Below are 19,891 nucleotides of genomic sequence, written 5' to 3'. Positions count from 1 at the left end.
CATCATTCCATCAGATCATTGGGAATACTGGCACGCAGACCCGACCAGATTTTGCCACTTTCCCAGCCATACTTACGGACTACAGCGATCACTTCATCATGACGGCCCGCTTCAGCGTATGCACGTAACTCCTGATAATAGCTGCGGGCCAGTTGCCGGGCTTCTGGCTGAGAAAAGTAAAAACGGGCAATTTTGTTATAGAGCCCGCGAAACCCATTCAAAATTAGCACATAAATTCGGTTGGAGGAGTGCAGTGCCAATTCATGATTTAAATTGTAGTCAAAATCAGCAAAAGCTTCAGCAGTATCTGGCAATTCATCCGCGCCACCAAAAGACGCCATGGCTTCTTCGCGATGAGTTTTGATTGCACCGCGGATATAAATAGCGCTGATATTGGTTCGGGCAGAGAGTAGCTCATTAACCAAATCCGGCATTTGATCCTGATCCAGCCGGGCCAGGGTTTCCAAAATATTTAACCCCGAAGTTTCCCAAAAGTTATTTACTTTGGTTGGCTTGCCATGCTGGATAGTCAACCAGCCATCCCGCGCCAAACGCTGCAATACTTCCCGTAACGTTGTTCTGGTGACGCCTATCAGTTCTGACAACTCTCGCTCGGCGGGTAGAATAGAACCTGGAGCAAATTTACCATTCCAGATGGAGTCGACGATGTATTCTTCCGCAAAACCGGCAGGGCTTTGTGCTTTGATAAGGTTGGTCATCCAGAAAGATCCACTTATGCTGTTATCGTTATAAAATATCGACTGATTGTACCAGAGAACGGCTACTTAACAAGTGGTGCTGCCAATTTGGCGGGCATTTGGCGTGGCAGTTGTAACATCGTCGGCAATCGCATAGAGTAAGTGCCTCAAAACTCGACTTATCCCGGAGCCAGAATGATGTTTGCATGGCTGAAAAAATTTTCAAAGCAGCGACTAAGCTGGTTATTACTGCTGCTAACCGCGCTCGGATTACAGCTGGCGGCGCTGTACTTTCAATATGGTATGGGCCTGGAGCCTTGCATGCAGTGTGTTTACATCCGGGCTGCTGTAGCTGGTATTTTTTTGGCTGCTTTACTTGGCTTGCTGGCACCGGCAAGTACGCCGGTCCGGCTTTTGGCCGGTCTGGGTTGGCTGGCAGCAGCCGTCTATGGTTGGCAACAAGCACGAAAGCTTAGTGGTATCGAACAGTTGATTGCAGATGGCGGTTTTTACAGCTGCGCATTATTCGCTGACTTTCCTGAGTGGATGCCACTGCACCAGTGGTTCCCCGCGATGTTTGACCCAATCGGGCCTTGCGGTGCTATTGACTGGCAATTTGCCGGTGCGTCGATGGCGGACTGGATGCAATGGATCTTTGTAGCTTATGCGCTGGTGGCGGTGCTGGTGTTACTCAGTCAAGCAGTCCGGCTGAGTACGAACCCATACAAAGGCTGATTCACTGTTACAAAATCAGGCGCCTGAGCGCCTGACTTTGTGCAACGAATTACTCAACGATTGCCAGCAACTCGACATCAAACACCAAGGCACTGAATGGAGGGATCGCGTGGCCGGCACCGCGCTCGCCGTAGGCAAGCTCGTGCGGGATGTACAACCGGTACTTGGCACCAATTGGCATCATCTGCAAGGCTTCGGTCCAGCCGGCAATCACACCGGATACCGGAAACTCAGCTGGCTCGCCGCGCTGATAGGAGCTGTCGAACACAGTACCATCAATCAGAGTACCGTGGTAATGGGTACGAACCGTAGAGTCACGACCTGGCTTATCACCTGCACCGGCATTTAAGACTTCAAACTGCAGTCCGGACTCGGTAACCGTCACTTCAGCACGCTTGGCATTTTCAGCCAGGAAATCCTCGCCTGCTTTAGCCGCTTGTCCGGCTTTTTCTGCTTGCGCTGCTTGCATACGCTGGCTGATCTCGGTAAAAGCAGCACGGATCAACTCTTCGGATACAGCTGGGGTTTCACCCTTAAAAGCCGCAGTTAAACCTGCAGCGACGGCAGAAATATCCAGGCCATCGAAAGGATTATCGGCCAGTTGCTGACCCATTTGTAAACCAATGCCATAGCTGGCATGCTGCTCTAAAGATGTGTATTGTTCAGACATAAAGCTCACTTTGTAATTGGCGCTGCCGTAACAGCAAAGAACCGCTATAGTACCGCAAACGAAGTCCGCTGTCAGGCCGCCAGTCGCTGCAATTGCTGCCAAAGCGCGCCAACCAGTTGTTGATCGTCCGCATTCAGCTCACCATTGGCAATAGCCTGCTCCAGGCTGGAGCTGACCTGAACCATCACATCCTGCTGATTGAATGGCTGTGCTGCCACCTCTAAGGTGCCAACCGCCAAATCAAAGTGCCCGCGTAAATAGCCGGCAGCAAATAGCTCATCGTCGCTGGCCGTTGGGATCATCTGATCAAAGTAATCGGCTACGGCCGAGACAAAATTGCTGCTATCCGTCATTCTGAGTCTCCAAGTCGATACATCACATAATCATTGTAACCGGTCAGTACCGGTATCAGCCCCTGCAACTCATGATCCAGTCTGGCATCGCCGGTATCGGCCAGCAGTGGCCTGCCTTGCAGTTGCTGCAGTTTGGCTTTGGTGGCTATCAGCCAGATATTATCCCGGCCAATCGCCCGGATCACTGCTGGCGAAAGCTGTTGATTGCCACGGCCAAACACATGGCCCTGGCCGCCGATCAAGGTAATAATAAGCTTACTGGGCCGGTCCTGAACCAGGGTTAGCAATTGGCTGGCGGTCACATCGCTGGCAATCACCTGGCCATTTTCAACCACATCCACCCCAAGCAAGGTATTGGTAAGACTAAGCTGTGCCATCACCGCAGCCACCGTAGAACCCGAGCCCATCACATAACGCACATCGTCGTCCATCTGACTGACCACCCAGGCAGCCAGATCATCCAGCACCAGCTCTTCGGATTCACGCCCGCCCATTTTCACGCTTTGCACATACTGCAAGGCCGCGGGAATGGACAGTTCACCAAAGCGACGTGCTTTCACCACGCCCTGACGAAAGGCCTGCTCATCAATATCCATCACATCGGCCTGACGCATGGACACCAGTTCACCCCGTACCAGGCTGGCCACCAACTTGCCGGCAGCGGTCGGACTAATGGCATAGACACCGGAGTGAATTTTGCAGCCGGCCGGAATACCAAGCGCAGTCACCTGCTCCGGCAGCACAGCACAAATATTACGGGCAGTGCCATCGCCACCAGCAAACAGCAGCAAATCGATGCCATCGTCGACCAAGGCCCTTGCAGCAGCTTCGGTATCTTCCGCGGTGGTTGGCTGCGCTGCCGGCTGATAACAAACCCTGGTGGTGAAACCCAGCTGCTCTGCCAACTGCTGCCCCATACTGCCCGCCACGGTTTTAATCAGCAGCCTGTCTTTCAGGGGTACCAGCTCATTCAGCGCAGTTTCGCTGCGCTTACCGGCTAACGGCTCAGCGCCGAGCGCCAGCGCTTGCTCTGCCACACCATCGCTGCCTTTTAAGCCAACACTGCCGCCCAAGCCGGCCAGTGGATTGACAATCAAGCCCAAACGAAACAACGACGACATAGCCCCTCCAGCCCATAGCGGTAATGGCGCGCATTGTACCCGCTTGTGCCGTTTTTTCCCAGTAGCTGCGCTTGAGTTGCCAGCCGAACTGCCCTAGAGTAATGACATCCTGCCCTTGCTTGTATAATTAGCATGCCAGATTTAGCACAGATTTTTTCCCTGCAACAGAGTACCGCCCGAGCTAAACCCTACCCAGACTACCGCGAAAGGCTGAACTGGTTGCGTCAGTTGGAGCAACAACTCAAAGAACAGCTGGATGCCTTGAGTCAGGCGTTATCGGAGGATTTTGGCCATCGCAGCACTGAGGAAAGCCTGCGCATCGAGTTACTGCCCTGCCTGCAAAGCCTGAGCTATCATCGCCGGCGACTAAAGCGCTGGATGAAGCCAAAAAAACGCCATACCAGTTGGCTGTTTCAACCGGCACGCAACTTTATTCAGTACCAACCCAAAGGGGTGGTAGGCGTTATGGTGCCCTGGAACTACCCGGTGTTTCTGACCATAGGGCCTTTGATAGCAGCGTTGTCAGCCGGCAACAGAGTGATGCTCAAATTGTCGGAAGACACGCCTGCCACCAACCGGTGTTTGCAGCAGTTGCTGGCGGCCGTCTTTCCCATCGGGCAAGTCGCAGTGTTCACTGGCGATGCAGAGCAAGCCGCTGTTTTTGCCGCTCTGCCTTTTGATCACTTGCTGTTTACCGGCTCCACCGCTGTTGGCCGTAAAGTGATGCAGGCAGCCGCCGCACAGCTTACGCCGGTCACGCTGGAGCTGGGTGGCAAGTCCCCGGCCATCGTGGCCGCGGATGCCAACCTTGGTGTGAGTGCTGAACGTCTGGTGTTTGGTAAGTGTGCCAATGCAGGCCAAACCTGTGTCGCACCGGATTATCTCTGGGTGGATGCAAAAATCCAGCAGCCTTTGCTCGAAGCGCTGACAAGCGCTTTTCAGCGCCTTTACCCGCAAGAGCGGCTGCACCAGGATTTCAGCTGGCTTTGTACCGAGCGCCAGCGGCAACGGATGCAGTCGCTGCTGCAACAAGCCGAGCAAGCCGGAGCCACTATTATCAGTTGCGCTGAGCACAGCTGGCGGCATTATCTGCAGCAAGGCTCTGGCCTGCTGCCGCTGCAATTGGTGTTAAATCTGCCCGCAGAGCATGCGCTATGGCAGGAGGAAATATTTGGCCCTATCTTGCCGGTGAAAAGCTTTCACAGCATCGACCAAGTGTTTGCAGAACTGACCACTTTGCCCCGTCCTTTGGCTTTGTATCTGTTCAGTGCAAACAAAGCTCTGCAGCAACAATTCATCAGACACAGCCACTCCGGCGGTGTTTGTGTCAATGACTGCCTGATGCAGGTAGCACAGGATGATCTGCCCTTTGGCGGCATTGGAGCATCCGGTTGCGGTGCCTATCACGGCCCGGAAGGTTTTACCACCTTTAGCCATGCCAAAGCAGTGCACGCCAAAGGCTGGTGGCATCCGGGCAGGTTGATTTACCCGCCTTACAACAAATCCTGGCTGAATAGTGGATTGCGCTGGTTGTTACAAAGGAAATAGCCGTATTTCACTGAATGAGTTGCATTTTAGCAAATACTGAACTTAACTAAATGAGTCAATGACTTATATTGATGCCAGTAAGGAAACTTTCTATGCAGTTGAACTCCCTTCGCTTCCAGCTTAGTTTTGGAGTGGCCCTTTTGCTGCTGATCAGTATTGCCAGTATGGCCCTGATTGGCTGGCAATCTACTCGCAGTAGCAATCAAAATGCTATCGACCGGTTGGACGCTTCAATGCGCGCCACCGCGGAAACCATTCTTACCGATGCAGCCAGAGTCAATGCTCTGGATACAGCCAGTGTAATGAACCGCAATTACGATGTTGCAAAGAATCTGGCCAGCCTGATGCGCCATAGCGCTGTGGGCTCAGGCAACACACCGTACAGCAGGGAGCAGGTACAACTATTGGCCAGTCATTTGCTGCTGGCCAACCCCAGCGTGTCTTCTATTTACACTCAGTACGAGCCCAATGGCTATGATGGCAAGGACAGCGACTACCAGGGCAGTGGTATTGAACACAGCTCCGATCAAGGTACGCTGGAGGTTTACTGGGTAGCATCTGAGGCAGGTATCGAGTTCATCCGCACCGCCGATGCCAGTGACAAATACCTGAGCAATTTAAATGAATTTGGTATACGGGAAGCCGAATGGTACTTGTGCAGCCGTGATCGGGGCCGGCCTTGCCTGATGGAGCCTTATCAGTACGAAATCCGTCCCGGGTACGAGGTGTTGCTGACATCCCTGGTGTACCCGGTCATGGTCAATGGCACTTTTCGTGGTGTCGCGGGTGTTGATATTAACTTACCTGTTTTGCAGGAATCCTTACTCAATCAGGCTACCGCGCTGTACGATGGCAAAGCCGATTTGTATCTGTTAAGTGATAAGCAACTGGTGGTTGCCTCCAATCGTTTTGCTAACCAACTGGGGCAATCCCTGCAACAGTTGGATCCTGCCCTAGCCACCGCTTTACAGCAGCAAGGCAGTGGTTTGTTTTCGTATCAGGATCAACTGGTGCTGGCCTACCCCATTCCTATCGAAGCCTCTGGCAGTACCTGGTATACCCTGGTTGCAGTGCCTGAGCAGGTTGCATTGGCTACCGCACGCGAATTGTCGGCCCAGCTGCAAGAAGATGCCAATGCTACTACAGCTCGTATGCTGCTATCCGGCCTGGGGTTGCTGCTGTTTTTTGTGAGCTTGATGTCGTTGTGGCTGGCTCGTGCTACCAAACCCATTGTTAAAATGAGTCTGTTGATGCAGGAGTTAGCAGGCGCTGAAGGTGATTTAACCCGAACTCTGGATAGTAGCCGTCATCAGGAGTTGCAGGATATGGCGCATGGTTTTAATGCCTTCACCGCCAAGCTGGCACTGATGATCAAAGCTTTGCAGCAATTCTCTGCCCAGTTGCAACAGCAAACCCATACGCTGGTAGATACCAGCCAACACACCAATCAGGCCACACAACTGCAGGCAGCTGAAATTCAGAATGTGGTTTCGGCCATGCATGAAATGACGGCGACAGCCAATGAAGTGGCACAATTGGCCGGCAGCACCGCGGAAGGTGCTCAGAACGCTATTCTGGCCCTTAATGAAGCCAATGGCTTATTTCAATCCACGCTGGATGAGTTCAGGCAGTTGGCGGTAGAGGTAGAGCAGAGTAAAACGCAAATTGAAGGTGTTGCTGGCAGCAGCCAGGAAATTAACCAGATTATTGAAGTTATTCAATCCATTGCGGAGCAAACCAACTTATTGGCTCTGAATGCCGCCATCGAAGCCGCCCGGGCCGGTGAGCAAGGCCGTGGCTTTGCCGTGGTAGCCGATGAAGTTCGTACCCTGGCTGCCCGAACCCACAGCTCCACCGATCAGATCAAACAGTTGATCACCAACTTGCAACACCAGGTAAGTGGTGCCGTGCAACAGATCAGTAAAAACACCGCAGGTATCGAACAAACATTATCCGAAGCTGTGGTTGCTTACGACAAGCTCTCTGCAGCCACGGGGGATATAACTGCCATAGCTGACAACTCTTTTCAGGTAGCCACCGCAGCCGAAGAACAAAATCAGGTAAGCGATGAAATAAACCGCAATATTTCTGCCATTGGTGATGCCACCAGAGAGCTGGAAGAATTGGCTCAACGCAATAAAGATGTCAGTGATGCTATTGATGCAATTACCCAACAAATGGATAACCGGCTGAATCAACTTAAATGTTGAGCAGCCGACTGGAGTCTGTATGAAAAAAACACTACTCTGCTCAGCTTTGCTCGGCAGCACCCTGCTGAGCTACAGCGTTGGTGTTCATGCCAACTGGAGCCTGGATCTGGCTGTAACCAATAACTACTTGTTCAATGGCGTCAGTCAAACAGATAAAAAGCCAGCTTTCCAGCCCGGCTTGCTGTGGGAGGCAGGTAACGGTTTTTATGCCGGTTTCTGGGGCTCGAATGTCGACTTTGGCGAAGGCACCAAAGTCGAGTTTGATGGCTATGTTGGCTATTACCACCAATTTAACGATGTTGGTCTGGATGTCGGGCTGTCCCAATACACCTACCATGGCCGCGGTCACAGCTCCGATCTAAACTTTCGTGAAGTGCATCTGATACTGAACCGGAACCCTTACGAGCTGTCGTTGTGGTACAGCAACGATTACTTTGGTTTTGGTGGTGGCCATCTGGTGGTGAAAATTGCCCGAAGCTTTGTGCTCAGCCCAGGCTGGACACTACAGGCTGGCCTGGATCGCTCGCACTCCTTCGATAAAGACAGCTACGATTGGGAAGGAAAATCCGGCTTTTTTCATGCCGAGCTGGTACTAAGCACCGATCTGGCCGGCTTTATCCTGAGCGCGGGCCTGCACACCACAACCTTAAAAGAACGTTGGGGTGATGATGCCCTGGTACTATCGGTCAGCCGCTCTTTCTAAAGGCTCTGCGTGCACCTGAGCGGGCAGGCACAGGGCACACACCATAGCAACACCGGCGGTCGCTGCTGCAACTACAAAGGTGTGGGTTGCACCAGCGCCATCCTGCCACAAGATGCCGGCGGCATAAGCGCCGACAGCACCGCCGCCGCCAAAAATGACACCGGCATACAGTGCCTGACCACGGCTGCGCAATGCTTTCGGGAAATAATGCTGCACAAATTGCATCGCACAACTGTGCGCAATCGCAAAGCTCCCGGCATGCAATAGCATACTGAGCCCCAGCCAAAGCGGCGAATGCGCCAGATAAGCCAGCATCAACCAACGCAGCATGGTCAGGCCATAGCAACAGCTCAGCACCAGCCGGTAACTGCGCTGCTTTAATAGAGCCCCCATCCAGAAAAAAGCGACAATTTCAGCCAAAACAGCCAGGCTAATAAAAAGCCCGGTGGCGATGCCGCTGTAGCCTAAATCCCTGGCATAGAGAGTGAAAAAGCCATAAAAAGGGGCAAAGCTCATCTGCAAAATAAAAGCTGCGCCCATAAAGCAGAGAAACACCGGCTGAGTTAATAAGCGGCCAAACCCCTTTTTCTCGGTGCTGCTTTCGGTGGGCGCTGTCAGCTCAGGCAATAAAAATAAACTGCCAATCAAAAGCAACATCAGTAAAGCTGCACCATAAGGCAGCGCTTCGGTCCCAAAGCTTTGCAACAAAACCCCACCCACCAGCACCAGTACAATGTAGCCAACACTACCACTGCTGCGAATGCGGCTATAACGGCTGGTGTTGTCGTTCAAAAAATGAAAGGTGGTGACTTCCAGTTGCGGCAGGATGGCAGTCCAAAAAAAGCTGAAGATACTAAAACCCAGCAACAACAGCCAAAAACCCTGATCGAAGAAGCTACTAAGCCAGCCGAGCGTGGCAAGCACTGCACCAAGTCGCATAATACGCAGTGGCCGTCCCTGCTGCTCAGCTACCGCAGCCCAGAGACTTGGGCCAACAATACGGGTAGCAGTGACGAGCGCCAGCAAGACACCGATATCGTACGAGCTTAAACCGCGGCCATCGAGAAAAAGCCCCAGATAAGGAATGAAGATACCGAGCACCCCGTAGTAAGCAAAGTAAGCCAGCACTAAGGCTGGCACGGCATGCTGTACTGGCAGTCGGCTCATTCGTCTTGCAGGCGGGCAATATCCGGTGTGTGACAAACCACATCCGGGTTCTGCGCCCGATGCCGTAGCAGGTGATCCATCAACACTATGGCGAGCATGGCTTCGGCTATCGGCACAGCACGGATGCCGACACAGGGATCGTGCCGGCCTTTGGTCAACATCTCGACCGGCTCACCTGCCACATTGATGCTTTGACCGGGGATGCTGATACTGGAAGTAGGCTTTAGGGCAATACTCACCCGGATATCCTGGCCACTGCTAATGCCCCCCAGCACACCACCGGCATGATTGGCGCTGAAGCCCTGCGGGGTTAACTCATCGCGGTGGGTCGAGCCATTTTGCTCCACCACCGCAAAGCCATCGCCAATTTCTACCGCTTTTACCGCATTGATGCTCATCATGGCATGGGCAATATCGGCATCAAGCCGATCAAATACCGGCTCACCAAGCCCTACAGGTACCCGGCTTGCCACTACATTGACCCGGGCACCGACCGAATCGCCTGCTTTTTTCAGCTCACGCATGTAGGCATCGAGTGCCTCCAGTTTGCCAGGATCCGGGCAAAAGAAAGGATTGTTGTTCACTTCATCCCAATGGGCTTTCTGCATCACGACCGGGTCTACTGCAACCGGGCCCAGTTGGGCCAGATAACCACGGATTTCCATGCCAAATTTTTCTTTCAGGTATTTTTTAGCGATGGCGCCGGCAGCAACCCGAATAGCCGTTTCACGGGCGGAAGAACGACCACCACCGCGGTAATCACGAATGCCAAACTTATGCCAGTAAGTGTAATCGGCATGGCCCGGCCGGAACACATCTTTGATTTTGGAGTAATCCTGCGAGCGCTGATCGGTGTTTTCAATCAACAAACCAATGGAACAACCGGTACTGATGCCTTCAAACACACCGGATAAAATTTTGACTTCATCCGCTTCCCGTCTCGCTGTGGTGTAGCGAGAAGTACCGGGCTTGCGCCGGTCCAGGTCCTGTTGCAACTCTTCTGCGGTGATGTGCAACCCGGGAGGGCAGCCATCGACAATACCGCCAATGGCTGGGCCATGACTTTCCCCGAAGGTAGTCACCCGAAACAACTGGCCGATACTATTGCCTGCCATTTAAAACTCCTTCAGTTGTTGTTGGCAGCGCACCAGCTCTGCCTTGTCAATGGAAAACACCCCGGTTCCGCCCTGCTCAAACTCCAGCCACTGCAAGCCAACATCCGGCAGCAAGGCCTGCAGCGCCACCATGCTGTTGCCTACTTCACACACCAACACGCCCTGCTCAGTCAGGTGTTCTGCCGCCTGTCGTAAAATTTGCCGGGTTAGTTCCAGACCATCGGCACCAGAAGCCAGGCCGAGCTCGGGTTCATGCAAAAATTCTGCGGGTAAATCGGCCATATCTTCGGCATCGACGTAAGGTGGATTGGTCACAATCAAGTCGTACTGCTGGCCAGCCAGGCCTGAAAAGACATCCGATAGCAGTGGAAATACCCGATGCTCCAACTGGTGCTCCGCAATATTGATTTCTGCCACAGACAGCGCATCCGGACTAATATCCACTGCATCAACTTCCGCTTGCGGAAACTGGTAGGCACAGGCAATGGCAATGCAACCAGAGCCGGTACATAGATCCAGAATTCGTGCAGGCTGATGACCGACCAGCTGTTGCGCAAAACCTTGCAGGATAAGTTCAGCAATCGGTGAGCGAGGCACCAACACCCGCTCATCGACATAAAATGGCAAACCGGCAAAATAAGCCTGCTGGGTCAGGTAAGCGGCTGGAATGCGTTGTTCAATCCGTTGCTGCAGCAATGCCATAAAGGCTTGCCGCTCTTGCATGGTCAAACGAGCCTGAAACAAGTGCTCATCGGTGATCGGCGGCAAAAACAGCACGGCGGCCATCAAATTGGCAGCTTCATCCCAGGGATTATCGGTACCGTGCCCCAAAAAGACCTGCCCCTGATGCATTTTACTGACGGCATAGCGCAACCAGTCCTGGACGCTGTGCAGTTGCTGAAGAGCATCCTCAATCAAAAGCGGCTCAAATAAGGCAGAAGCAAGAGGTTGCGCTGTATCTGTGGTCATAACAATCCAGTTTTAAATGCTGCCGGCAACGGATGTGGTTTGTGTTACCCGGCTAGTTTCATTACACTTGCACCATGCCCAGAAAGAATCAAATCAGCCCGGAAGAAAGCCAGCTTTTTCGCGAGCTTGTCGCGGATACCTCACCCTTGGTGCAGGATAAAAAGTGGCATCATTCTACTCCGGTTGCTGCAAAAACTAAAGCAAAAGCCCGGCTTCCTGCAAAGGAGCAGGCGCTGTTTTATTTCTCTGATCAATACGAAGGCTATGTCAGCACCGATGGTGCTCAAAGCTATACCGCACCCGAAGAGGATGCGCTACTAACCAGAGCTTTAAAGCGTGGTCAAATCCAGCCACAGGTCACTCTGGATTTGCATGGTATGACACAGCAGCAAGCCAAGCTTGAACTGACATCACTGCTGCACTGGTGTGAGCTACAACAGCTGCACTGCGCCTGTATTGTGCATGGAAAAGGGCTGGGGATTTTAGCGCGGAAAGTGCCCAATTGGCTAATTCAGCATCCGAATGTACGGGCGTTTCACACGGCGCCACGCAGTTGGGGGCGTGATGGCGCCTTGTTGGTCTTGCTCCGTTTGGCAAAAGGCTCGGTGGCAGCCAAGGACAGTGATAACCCCGCTTAGCCCTTCCCGGAAGGCTGGCAATCACACCGGCAGCAGGTTGAGTTCAAATGGGGATGCCGTTTCCAACAGCTGGCCGGTTTTCTCTGGTTCATAGTGCAAACAGGCAACCCCTGCGGTCGCAAATATCGGAGCCTGGCCGCTATAACTAAAGGTTTGCACCAAAAAGCTTACCAATGGCATATGGGATACCAGCAGGATACGCAGCTCAGGTTGAGCCGCCCATAAAGCATCCAGATAAAGCTGGACCTGTTGTGGATCCCCATCGGGCACCAGATCGGATAGCAACTCAAGCTCGCAACCCTTTGCTGCCTGTTTTTGCAACACCAGCTGCGCCGTCTGACAGGCGCGTGTATAAGGGCTGCAGATGATCCGATCAAATGCAGGGAAGTGCAGCTGTAACCAGCCAGCCATTTGGTTTGCTTCTGTGATTCCTTTCACCGTCAGTTGACGCTCAGCATCCGTACTCTGCAATGCTTCAGCCTCACCATGACGCATAATGACCAAGTTGACCATACCATGTCACCTACTACCGAAATGTCACGCCCTGGATACACCAGGCCAAAAATTGTGCGCTATGATAAAGAAAGAAACAGCAATGAGTAACTGTTATTAAGTCATAACTTTGCGCTATGCTATTCCTTAAAGCTATGAGGCTTCATTTCTCACAGTGTTCACTCAAAAAACCAGCAGGTCAAACCTTGAAAAAAACCGAGATAAAGCAAAGCCCTAACGATAAGAAGCAGTACAAACACCTGGTTCTGAGCAACGGCCTTGCTGTCTTGCTGGTACATCAACCTGATGCCGAAAAAAGTGCAGCCGCACTTTGTGTACGTGCCGGACACTTTGATGATCCGCCCGAACGGCAAGGGTTAGCGCATTTCACCGAACATATGTTATTCCTTGGTAGCCAAAAATATCCCATTGCCGGTAGTTTCCAGAACTTTGTCAGCCATCATGGCGGTAACAACAACGCCTGGACAGGGACAGAACATAGCACCTATTTTTTTGATATTGACACAGACTACTTTGCAGATGGTCTGCAGCATTTTGCAGATATGTTTAGCGCTCCCTTGTTCGCCGAAAACTACATAGAAAAAGAACGTCAGGCGATAGAGGCAGAATTTACCCTGAAGCTCAAGGACGATGGTCGTCGTATTTATCAGGTGCATAAAGAAACGGTGAATCCGGCACACCCTTTCGCCAAGTTTTCCGTTGGTAACCTGCAAACATTAGCCGATTCTCCGCAGCAAAGTTTGCGCGATAGCCTGCTTGGCTTCTATCAACAGTATTACCTTGCCAATCAAATGACGCTGGTTCTGGTAGCTCCAGATACTCTCCAGGCCCAACAAAGCTGGGCTGAACAATGGTTTGCTGCTTTGCCGCATGGTGATTGCCCACGGGATTGGCTTGAACAGCCGTTGTATCTGCCAGAGCAGCTTGGTATTGAGCTGCTGATAGAACCGCACAAAGAAATGCACAAGTTGGTGCTTACGTTTGCCTTACCAGGGATCCAGCGCTGGTATCCGTACAAACTGGTCAGTTTTATTGCTCACTTGCTTGGTGACGAGGGCCCAGGCTCTTTGTACGCGGTATTGAAATCCGCTGGCTGGATTAATCAGTTAAGTGCAGGTGGTGGTATTGATGGCAGTAATTTTAAAGATTTCAGTATTTCCTGCGAACTGACTCAGGCTGGCATGGCTGCTACCGAGCAGATCATCAGCATGGTATTTCAGTATCTGGCGATGTTGCAACAAGCCCCCTTCCCTGCTCAATTGTACCGGGAGCGTCAGCAATTGTTGCATTGGTCGTTTTGTTACCAGGAACCAAGTACCACCGAACAGACAGCGACCGAACTGGCTGTAAATATGCATCACTATCCAGTGGAAGACATCGTGTTTGGTGATTACCGGATGGAAACACCTCCGGAGTCTTTGTACCGTGAAATTCTAAGCTACTTTCAACCAGACACTATGCGTTTGATGCTGATAGCTCCCGGGCTTAACTGTACTCAGAAAGCGCGCTGGTACCATACCCCCTATCAGGTAAAAGCTATACCTGCCAGTTTCTTGCAATCCCTGTTGCAGGCAACACCTTCAAAACAGCTGCAGCTTCCTGAAGCAAATCCTTATCTGGTGCATGAATTAGCTTTGCTGCCGGCCTCAGCTACCCGGGAAAAACCAGAGTGTCTGTATCAGGACCAGTCCCTGACACTCTGGTTTAAACCGGATGCAGACTTTCATACCCCAAAAGGCCATATTTACCTGCAACTTAGCCTGCCACACAGCATTCAGAGTTGTTGGCACCTGGCCGCAACACGGCTATGGGTAGAGCTGCTGAACGATGAAATACAGCAGGCATTTTACCCAGCCAGTACCGCCGGGCTTGGTTACAGTCTGCATGTACAAAAACAGGGGATAAGCCTGCATAGTTACGGCCTGAGCAACAATCAAATCCAGCTGCTACTGGATGTCTTGCAGCACATTTGTCACTTTAAAATCATCCCTGGCCGCTTTGCCGAGCTGAAGCAACAGCTAATGCGTCATTGGCGCGACAGCCACAAGAATAAACCTGTTGCCAGTTTATTCAGTCAGCTTTCGGCATTGTTGCATCCGCTTAACCCTGCTATTGACATGCTATTGGTTGAGCTGGAAGCCATGCAGTTGGATGACTTTGCCAACTTTAATCAGCAATTGCTGCAGCCACTGCATATCGAAGCCTTTATGGTGGGCAACTGGCAACCCCATGAAGCGATGGAGCTACAGCAACGTTTGAGCGGTTGGTTAGCGGATAAAGCCAGTTGCCTGCCACTATCAGTTCCCGAGCGCTCCACCCGGGGGCTTGGGCCAGTCTGGCTAACCATTGATGTGGATCACCACGATCATGCGCTGGTAATCTATTTGCCTGCTCAGGATAAATCCCCGCAACATATTGCCCGATTTATGTTCGCCAATCATCTATTGGCACCACGATATTTCCAGCAGTTACGGACCGAGCAACAACTCGGCTATCTGGTTGGTACAGGCTACGTGCCTGTCAATACCCTGCCCGGACTGGCATTTTATATTCAATCCCCCACAGCAGACTGCGTACAATTGTATCATGCTACCATTGATTTCTACCGAGCTCTGCTGTTAGAGCTCGAGTCACTCAACCAGCAGGAGTTCGAGGAGTTAAAGCAAGGTTTAATGAGCCAATTGCAGGACAAAGATACCAGCTTAAGCAGTAGAGCTAAGCGCCTCTGGTTGGCCATTGGTCAAGATGATTTGCAATTTAGTCTGACGCAACAAATCACTGAGGCATTAATAGCTTTAACAAAACAGGAATTTGTGCACTTTTTTCACCAATTGCTATCACCTGATTACGATGCCATCTTCCTGGCTACCGATGGTGTGCCGCGACACAGCCACCTTAAATTCACCACCAGCGCAGAATTGCTCAGCCAACTGGACGATGCAAGCTGATGTTTGCTTTTGACAGCTTGCTGTAAATTCTATATGTTAACCGTACCTTGGCCAGATACAGCATGCACCAATGCACAATGGCATTAAAACAATAATAACAACTTGTTGCCTCGGGTTGCTTGCCCATCCACGCACTGCGTACGCTCTGAACTGGGAAAGTATGGAGCCTTACGCTATTAGTGGTATTCTACTGCTCTCACTGGGTGCCCTGCTGCTGGCACACTTAAGCATTGTGAGGATGCGGCGCTACCAAAAACGTCTGGAACACAGTGAAGAACGGCTTAGGCTGTCACTTTGGGGCAGCGGTGACGAACTATGGGACTGGAATATCAGACAGGGCAATTTGTATCGCTCTTCTTCCTGGCAAAATCCGGTAGAACTCAAGCCAAGCTCCCAGGACTCCCCACCGAACCGGCAACAAATCCACCCGGATGATCTGGACCGGGTCACGGATGCCCTGAGCAAGCACCTTAGCCAAGAAACACCCTACTTTGAAGCGACCTACCGCATTCTCTCCGATGACCAACAATGGATCTGGGTGCTTGATCGGGGCAAAGTAGTCAGTTACGACCAGCACAACCAAGCCAGCCGCATGACCGGCACCCTAAAAAATATCCAGCACATCAAACTGGCTGAAGAGCGGTTGCAACTGTTTGCTCAGTGCCTGGAGAGTATTTCCGATGCGGTTGTGATTTGTGATACTGCCTTTCGGATCCTGGAAGTGAACCCGGCATTTAGCCGTATCACCGGTAAAAGCAGAGAACAGGTGTTGGCACAGCAATTCGAGCTATCGTTGTATCCCAGTCGTTATATGCGGGATATTAAGCTGACTCTGGCTCAATCTGGCAACTGGGCTGGTGAGGTACAAGAACAAAAAGCCGATGGGCAAATCTATTTCGCCGAACTTAACTTCAACGTTGTCCGCGATGAGCAAGGCCAAATCCAGCAATATGTCGCCGTATTTTCCGATATCACAGAACGAAAAACCCGGGAAGAACAACTCAGCCGTCTGGCAAACAGTGATACTTTAACCGGACTTCCAAACCGCACCCTCTTTCTAAGCCAGCTAAAACAATTGGTAGAAAAACAAAAACACCACTCACTGCTGATGTTTGATCTGGATAACTTCAAAAAAATTAATGATTCTTTAGGGCATCAATTAGGGGATGAGCTGCTGTGTAAACTAACCGAGCGGTTAAGCCTCTTTCCGCGTAGCAAAGGCCAGCTGTACCGCCTGGGAGGGGATGAGTTCGCTATTCAGTTGGAAAACACCAATGACATTCACACCATTACCTCGCTGGCAAAAGAGTTACTAAAACAAATTAATATGCCTTTTTATATCAATCAGCATGAGCTGGCCATCAGTTGCAGCATCGGCATAGTGCTGTGTCCGGAAGATGGCCAGGATCCGCAGAGCTTACTGCGCAACGCAGATACTGCCATGTACCACGCCAAAAGCGAAGGCGGCAACCGCTACTTGTTTTTTAATGACAGCATGAATAAACAAGCCGTGAAGCGGTTGCAAATTGAAAACTTAATCCGCCACGGCTTAAAAGAGGATTTTTTTACCGTCTACTACCAGCCCAAAATGGATATTCACACCGGCAAACTGGTTGGGATGGAAGCCTTGGTGCGCTTTATCACCCCAAAGCGAGGCATTATCAGTCCAGGTACTTTTATTCCGGTCGCTGAGGAAACAGGCCAGATTGTGGAGATTGGGGCTATCGTACTGAAAAAAGCCTGCCAGGATGTCAAAAACTGGATTGATCAAGAGCTATTTCATGGCAGGGTGGCGGTTAATTTATCGGCGAAGCAATTTATGCTGCCTTATTTGTGTGAGCAAATTGACGACATTCTGCAACAAACTGAGTTGCCGTCTTACCATCTTGAGCTGGAAATTACTGAAGGCACTGTGATGCAATCCCCTACCATCGCTATAGATACCATGAAAAAGCTACGCGCCCGGGGCGTGCACTTGGCGATGGATGATTTTGGCACCGGATATTCTTCACTGGCATACCTGAAACAGTTTCCGCTCAATACGCTGAAAATTGATAAAGCTTTTATTGATGACATGAATACGGCCCGAGGCCGTAATATGGTGGATACCATAGTCACGATTGCTCACAACCTTAGCTTAACTGTGGTGGCCGAGGGCGTAGAAGAAAAGCAGCAGCTGTTGCAATTAAAGCAACTTCGCTGCGAAGTGATCCAAGGGTATTATTACAGTAAACCGCTATCTGCCGATGACTTTACCCAGTTTCTCAGGCAACAGCAGCCTCAAAAAAAGAGCGCCACAGTTGAACAGAGCGCTCTTCGTTCAGCCGCATCGGCCGCCGATTCATAATCTGGCAGTGCCCGACACTAGTCGCTGTCTACCTCGACGTAGCTAAAATCATCACTGCTATCGGCAATGCGTTTTTTACCAAAGACAGTGTGAAACTTACGCTTTTCCTGTACTTTTTGCTTGTACTTTAGCCAGGTTTTTTCAATGGTACTGCTTGGCTCGGCTTCGCCACGACAAACCAGTACAAAATGCTGCTCATCTTCAGTTTCCGGAGCCCGGGTTCCTTGCTCCAAATCCTGCAAAGCGACACCGTGCTTCTCCAGCAAGTTACCTTCTGCCAGAGTAAAGCGCCCTGACCGGGTAAACCCTTTTGGGAAGTTACGGTCATCGAAAAAGCGACGTGGAGCGACAAAACTTTGCTGCATCACTTTTTTCCTCTGCTGCTGATCATTACAATGAATTCATTAAGGGTAGCATGTTTTACAGAGCAAGCAGGCTCTGGGATCACATTCAGCTTGCCCTGCTCAACTGTGCGGAGTATGGTGAACAAAACAGCCCCCGTAAAACAAAAGTTTTTTATCGTGAAGATAAAAATTTCTAAGGAAACAAGGTGGATACTGAGTTACTCAAAACCTTTCTGGAAGTGCACCGCACCAGACATTTTGGCAAAGCTGCCGAAAACCTTTTTTTAACCCAGTCAGCCGTTAGTTTTCGTATTCGTCAGTTGGAACAACATCTTGGCGTTGCTCTTTTCAGTCGCTACCGCAACAATATCCAATTAACTACCGCAGGGGAGCGCTTACTGCCCCATGCAGAAGCCATGCTGGTTACGCTGCAACGCGCCAGGCAAGATGTTGCTATTACCGATGATCAGCAGTTGCAATTAGCCATTGCCTCGACAGCTTCTATTTGGGATGGCTACCTGCTCTCCAGGTTTAACGCCTTACCAGACCAGCTCCCCACCTTCAGTTGGCGGGCAGAAAGTCTTGAGCGAGAGCAAATGATTCGAAGCTTGCTGGAACGTCAATTGGATCTGGCTTTGTTATTCGATCCGCCCAAAACTGATGATTTAATGGTGGAATTGCATACAGAGTTGCGACTTATTCCAGTGATCCGAAGCAATGACAAGCCCACCAAAGCAGCCATGCAAAGCAACTACATTCTGGTAGATTGGGGGACAGTGTTTCAGATCAAGCATGCAGATATCCTGGACGAAAACACCAAAGTAGCGGTAAGAACAAATCATGCAGGTCTTGCTTTGTCACGACTGCTGCAACAAGGAGGAGCCGCTTATTTACCTGAAACCATGGTTCAGCACCTCCTGGAGCTTGGGCAGTTGCAGCAGGTGGTGGATGCGCCATCAATCCAGCGCAACTTATACTCGGCTTATCTAAAAACCACAGACTCTGTCAGCAGCATTCAGCAGGTATTGAGTGGTCTGAAACAAGTTAGGGTTTAAATAACCAGGCATCGCGGCCACGGGCCCGTACAATAGTTAAACGCTTATGGCTGGTAAAAATTGGCAATAAAAATGGACCAAAAGCCAGTGCAGCTATGGCCCAGCGCCGTGCCCGCATCCCTGCTCTAAGCGCAGCAATGTAAATAGAAATAGCGGTACAAACAAAAACAGCAGGCAACAACAACAAGGCTATGTCTCCTGACGGTAGCTAGGCAGATTAGTTTATGAGAACGCCGCTATTCTAACATAGTAAGAGGCACTTGTTGATAGCACAAAACCCTGGCCTGCTAGTTCAACTGGCAGGCTGCTGTCTCCTCTGTCATCCGCTGGTACACCCAGGCACTTTCGCCGCTAAGTAAAGACACCTTAAACCGGCAATAACGTTGCCCTAAGCGCTCATATCGGTCCAATCGCTGCAGTTGCCTGGCACTCACTTCGAGCCGGAGTCCGGAAGTCACTGCGGCCTGGTTGGCAACAACGGTCAGTCCTTGCTTTTGAAAGCCTGGAAGTCCATCCGCAGTCACAGCTACATCCTGGCCAATGATCACCCAACGAAGCCAGCGATTGCGTAAAGTGCCATACACAAACAACTGATACGAGTGTTGCTGGTACTGCATACCTTCTGGCAGAGAGTAACCAAAAGGGCCGAGCAATCGTAGCCACAACAGCCACCAGAAAAATCCTGTGACCAATACAGCAGCAACAAAGGCCATAAGCAATGGTTTAATCGATTTCATTGCCACAGTGTACACCCGGG

19 protein-coding genes are annotated in these 19,891 nt (G+C 51.1%); 8 read left to right on the top strand and 11 right to left on the bottom strand.

Annotated elements, in window-relative coordinates; translation table 11 throughout:
• Nucleotides 1–2: 2 nt before the first annotated feature.
• Nucleotides 3–719, bottom strand: a complete 717-nt coding sequence (fadR, locus tag QWF21_RS01790) for a fatty acid metabolism transcriptional regulator FadR (RefSeq protein ID WP_330086316.1) — start codon at nt 717–719, stop codon at nt 3–5.
• A gap of 174 nt (nt 720–893) precedes the next feature.
• Here fadR and dsbB point away from each other — a divergent pair, with 174 nt between their 5' ends.
• Nucleotides 894–1,433, top strand: coding sequence for a disulfide bond formation protein DsbB (gene dsbB / locus QWF21_RS01785; RefSeq protein WP_330086315.1), 540 nt, complete (start codon nt 894–896; stop codon nt 1,431–1,433).
• Between the two features lie 49 nt (nt 1,434–1,482).
• Here the strand turns inward: dsbB and QWF21_RS01780 are convergent, their stop codons facing one another.
• The 3 genes from QWF21_RS01780 to QWF21_RS01770 form a co-directional block, all read right to left on the bottom strand.
• On the bottom strand, nt 1,483–2,103 hold the full coding sequence (locus QWF21_RS01780) for an FKBP-type peptidyl-prolyl cis-trans isomerase (protein ID WP_330086314.1): 621 nt from the start codon (nt 2,101–2,103) through the stop codon (nt 1,483–1,485).
• 71 nt (nt 2,104–2,174) lie between these two features.
• Complete coding sequence (locus tag QWF21_RS01775; RefSeq protein WP_330086313.1) at nt 2,175–2,456, bottom strand: YfcL family protein; 282 nt, start codon at nt 2,454–2,456, stop codon at nt 2,175–2,177.
• A complete protein-coding gene (locus QWF21_RS01770; RefSeq protein ID WP_330086312.1) occupies nt 2,453–3,577 on the bottom strand; it encodes an ATP-NAD kinase family protein in 1,125 nt (374 codons plus the stop codon). Before QWF21_RS01770 ends, QWF21_RS01775 begins: the two co-directional genes overlap by 4 nt.
• A 132-nt stretch (nt 3,578–3,709) precedes the next feature.
• Here QWF21_RS01770 and QWF21_RS01765 point away from each other — a divergent pair, with 132 nt between their 5' ends.
• From QWF21_RS01765 to QWF21_RS01755, 3 genes are all read left to right on the top strand, one after another.
• Entirely contained in the window at nt 3,710–5,125 is a 1,416-nt protein-coding gene (locus QWF21_RS01765; protein WP_330086311.1) for a coniferyl aldehyde dehydrogenase, read from the top strand.
• 92 nt (nt 5,126–5,217) lie between these two features.
• Complete coding sequence (locus tag QWF21_RS01760; protein ID WP_330086310.1) at nt 5,218–7,335, top strand: methyl-accepting chemotaxis protein; 2,118 nt, start codon at nt 5,218–5,220, stop codon at nt 7,333–7,335.
• A gap of 19 nt (nt 7,336–7,354) precedes the next feature.
• Nucleotides 7,355–8,038, top strand: coding sequence for a TorF family putative porin (locus QWF21_RS01755; RefSeq protein WP_330086309.1), 684 nt, complete (start codon nt 7,355–7,357; stop codon nt 8,036–8,038).
• On the opposite strand, the gene QWF21_RS01750 is transcribed toward QWF21_RS01755, so the two are convergent.
• Genes QWF21_RS01750 through prmB form a run of 3 tightly spaced genes read right to left on the bottom strand, consistent with a single transcriptional unit; the run spans nt 8,015 to nt 11,289 of the window.
• Nucleotides 8,015–9,205 (bottom strand): MFS transporter, encoded by a 1,191-nt coding sequence (locus QWF21_RS01750; protein WP_330086308.1) that lies wholly within the window; start codon nt 9,203–9,205, stop codon nt 8,015–8,017. The genes QWF21_RS01755 and QWF21_RS01750 overlap by 24 nt on opposite strands.
• Nucleotides 9,202–10,320 carry a chorismate synthase gene (gene aroC, locus QWF21_RS01745; RefSeq protein WP_330086307.1) on the bottom strand — a complete coding sequence of 373 codons (1,119 nt, stop codon included), beginning with the start codon at nt 10,318–10,320 and terminating at the stop codon, nt 9,202–9,204. Before aroC ends, QWF21_RS01750 begins: the two co-directional genes overlap by 4 nt.
• Nucleotides 10,321–11,289 (bottom strand): 50S ribosomal protein L3 N(5)-glutamine methyltransferase, encoded by a 969-nt coding sequence (gene prmB, locus QWF21_RS01740; RefSeq protein WP_330086306.1) that lies wholly within the window; start codon nt 11,287–11,289, stop codon nt 10,321–10,323.
• 74 nt (nt 11,290–11,363) lie between these two features.
• Between prmB and smrB the strand changes: the two genes are divergently transcribed.
• Nucleotides 11,364–11,927, top strand: a complete 564-nt coding sequence (gene smrB, locus QWF21_RS01735; protein WP_330086305.1) for an endonuclease SmrB — start codon at nt 11,364–11,366, stop codon at nt 11,925–11,927.
• 21 nt (nt 11,928–11,948) lie between these two features.
• On the opposite strand, the gene sixA is transcribed toward smrB, so the two are convergent.
• The gene (gene sixA, locus QWF21_RS01730; protein ID WP_330086304.1) at nt 11,949–12,440 is read right to left on the bottom strand and encodes a phosphohistidine phosphatase SixA; all 492 of its coding nucleotides are present in this window, start codon (nt 12,438–12,440) and stop codon (nt 11,949–11,951) included.
• Nucleotides 12,441–12,625: 185 nt separating this feature from the next.
• On the opposite strand from sixA, the gene QWF21_RS01725 reads away from it, so the two are divergent.
• A complete protein-coding gene (locus QWF21_RS01725; RefSeq protein WP_330086303.1) occupies nt 12,626–15,388 on the top strand; it encodes an insulinase family protein in 2,763 nt (920 codons plus the stop codon).
• Between the two features lie 70 nt (nt 15,389–15,458).
• Nucleotides 15,459–17,735, top strand: coding sequence for a putative bifunctional diguanylate cyclase/phosphodiesterase (locus tag QWF21_RS01720; protein ID WP_407935245.1), 2,277 nt, complete (start codon nt 15,459–15,461; stop codon nt 17,733–17,735).
• 17 nt (nt 17,736–17,752) lie between these two features.
• Here QWF21_RS01720 and maoP read toward each other — a convergent pair whose 3' ends face one another.
• Nucleotides 17,753–18,100, bottom strand: coding sequence for a DUF413 domain-containing protein (gene maoP, locus QWF21_RS01715; RefSeq protein ID WP_330086301.1), 348 nt, complete (start codon nt 18,098–18,100; stop codon nt 17,753–17,755).
• Between the two features lie 185 nt (nt 18,101–18,285).
• Between maoP and hdfR the strand changes: the two genes are divergently transcribed.
• The gene (gene hdfR, locus QWF21_RS01710) at nt 18,286–19,134 is read left to right on the top strand and encodes an HTH-type transcriptional regulator HdfR (RefSeq protein WP_330086300.1); all 849 of its coding nucleotides are present in this window, start codon (nt 18,286–18,288) and stop codon (nt 19,132–19,134) included.
• Here the strand turns inward: hdfR and QWF21_RS01705 are convergent.
• Together QWF21_RS01705 and QWF21_RS01700 are read right to left on the bottom strand one after the other, a co-directional pair.
• Nucleotides 19,124–19,321, bottom strand: a complete 198-nt coding sequence (locus tag QWF21_RS01705) for a hypothetical protein (RefSeq protein WP_330086299.1) — start codon at nt 19,319–19,321, stop codon at nt 19,124–19,126. The two genes, hdfR and QWF21_RS01705, sit on opposite strands and share 11 nt — an antisense overlap.
• A gap of 100 nt (nt 19,322–19,421) precedes the next feature.
• Complete coding sequence (locus QWF21_RS01700; protein WP_330086298.1) at nt 19,422–19,871, bottom strand: gamma-glutamylcyclotransferase family protein; 450 nt, start codon at nt 19,869–19,871, stop codon at nt 19,422–19,424.
• Nucleotides 19,872–19,891 lie beyond the last annotated feature (20 nt).

The sequence above is a fragment of the Alkalimonas mucilaginosa genome, from assembly GCF_036327005.1.
Lineage (GTDB): Bacteria > Pseudomonadota > Gammaproteobacteria > Enterobacterales > Alteromonadaceae > Alkalimonas > Alkalimonas mucilaginosa.
The sequence above is the reverse complement of the archived record's forward strand: the minus strand, read 5'-3'. Positions and strand labels throughout refer to the sequence as shown.

Bases quoted from the DNA above. Each gene is read 5' to 3' on its own strand.
- fadR (WP_330086316.1), bottom strand. From the start codon at position 719: ATGACCAACCTTATCAAAGCACAAAGCCCTGCCGGTTTTGCGGAAGAA.
- dsbB (WP_330086315.1), top strand. From the start codon at position 894: ATGATGTTTGCATGGCTGAAAAAATTTTCAAAGCAGCGACTAAGCTGG.
- QWF21_RS01780 (WP_330086314.1), bottom strand. From the start codon at position 2,103: ATGTCTGAACAATACACATCTTTAGAGCAGCATGCCAGCTATGGCATT.
- QWF21_RS01775 (WP_330086313.1), bottom strand. From the start codon at position 2,456: ATGACGGATAGCAGCAATTTTGTCTCGGCCGTAGCCGATTACTTTGAT.
- QWF21_RS01770 (WP_330086312.1), bottom strand. From the start codon at position 3,577: ATGTCGTCGTTGTTTCGTTTGGGCTTGATTGTCAATCCACTGGCCGGC.
- QWF21_RS01765 (WP_330086311.1), top strand. From the start codon at position 3,710: ATGCCAGATTTAGCACAGATTTTTTCCCTGCAACAGAGTACCGCCCGA.
- QWF21_RS01760 (WP_330086310.1), top strand. From the start codon at position 5,218: ATGCAGTTGAACTCCCTTCGCTTCCAGCTTAGTTTTGGAGTGGCCCTT.
- QWF21_RS01755 (WP_330086309.1), top strand. From the start codon at position 7,355: ATGAAAAAAACACTACTCTGCTCAGCTTTGCTCGGCAGCACCCTGCTG.
- QWF21_RS01750 (WP_330086308.1), bottom strand. From the start codon at position 9,205: ATGAGCCGACTGCCAGTACAGCATGCCGTGCCAGCCTTAGTGCTGGCT.
- aroC (WP_330086307.1), bottom strand. From the start codon at position 10,320: ATGGCAGGCAATAGTATCGGCCAGTTGTTTCGGGTGACTACCTTCGGG.
- prmB (WP_330086306.1), bottom strand. From the start codon at position 11,289: ATGACCACAGATACAGCGCAACCTCTTGCTTCTGCCTTATTTGAGCCG.
- smrB (WP_330086305.1), top strand. From the start codon at position 11,364: ATGCCCAGAAAGAATCAAATCAGCCCGGAAGAAAGCCAGCTTTTTCGC.
- sixA (WP_330086304.1), bottom strand. From the start codon at position 12,440: ATGGTCAACTTGGTCATTATGCGTCATGGTGAGGCTGAAGCATTGCAG.
- QWF21_RS01720 (WP_407935245.1), top strand. From the start codon at position 15,459: ATGCACAATGGCATTAAAACAATAATAACAACTTGTTGCCTCGGGTTG.
- maoP (WP_330086301.1), bottom strand. From the start codon at position 18,100: ATGCAGCAAAGTTTTGTCGCTCCACGTCGCTTTTTCGATGACCGTAAC.
- QWF21_RS01700 (WP_330086298.1), bottom strand. From the start codon at position 19,871: ATGAAATCGATTAAACCATTGCTTATGGCCTTTGTTGCTGCTGTATTG.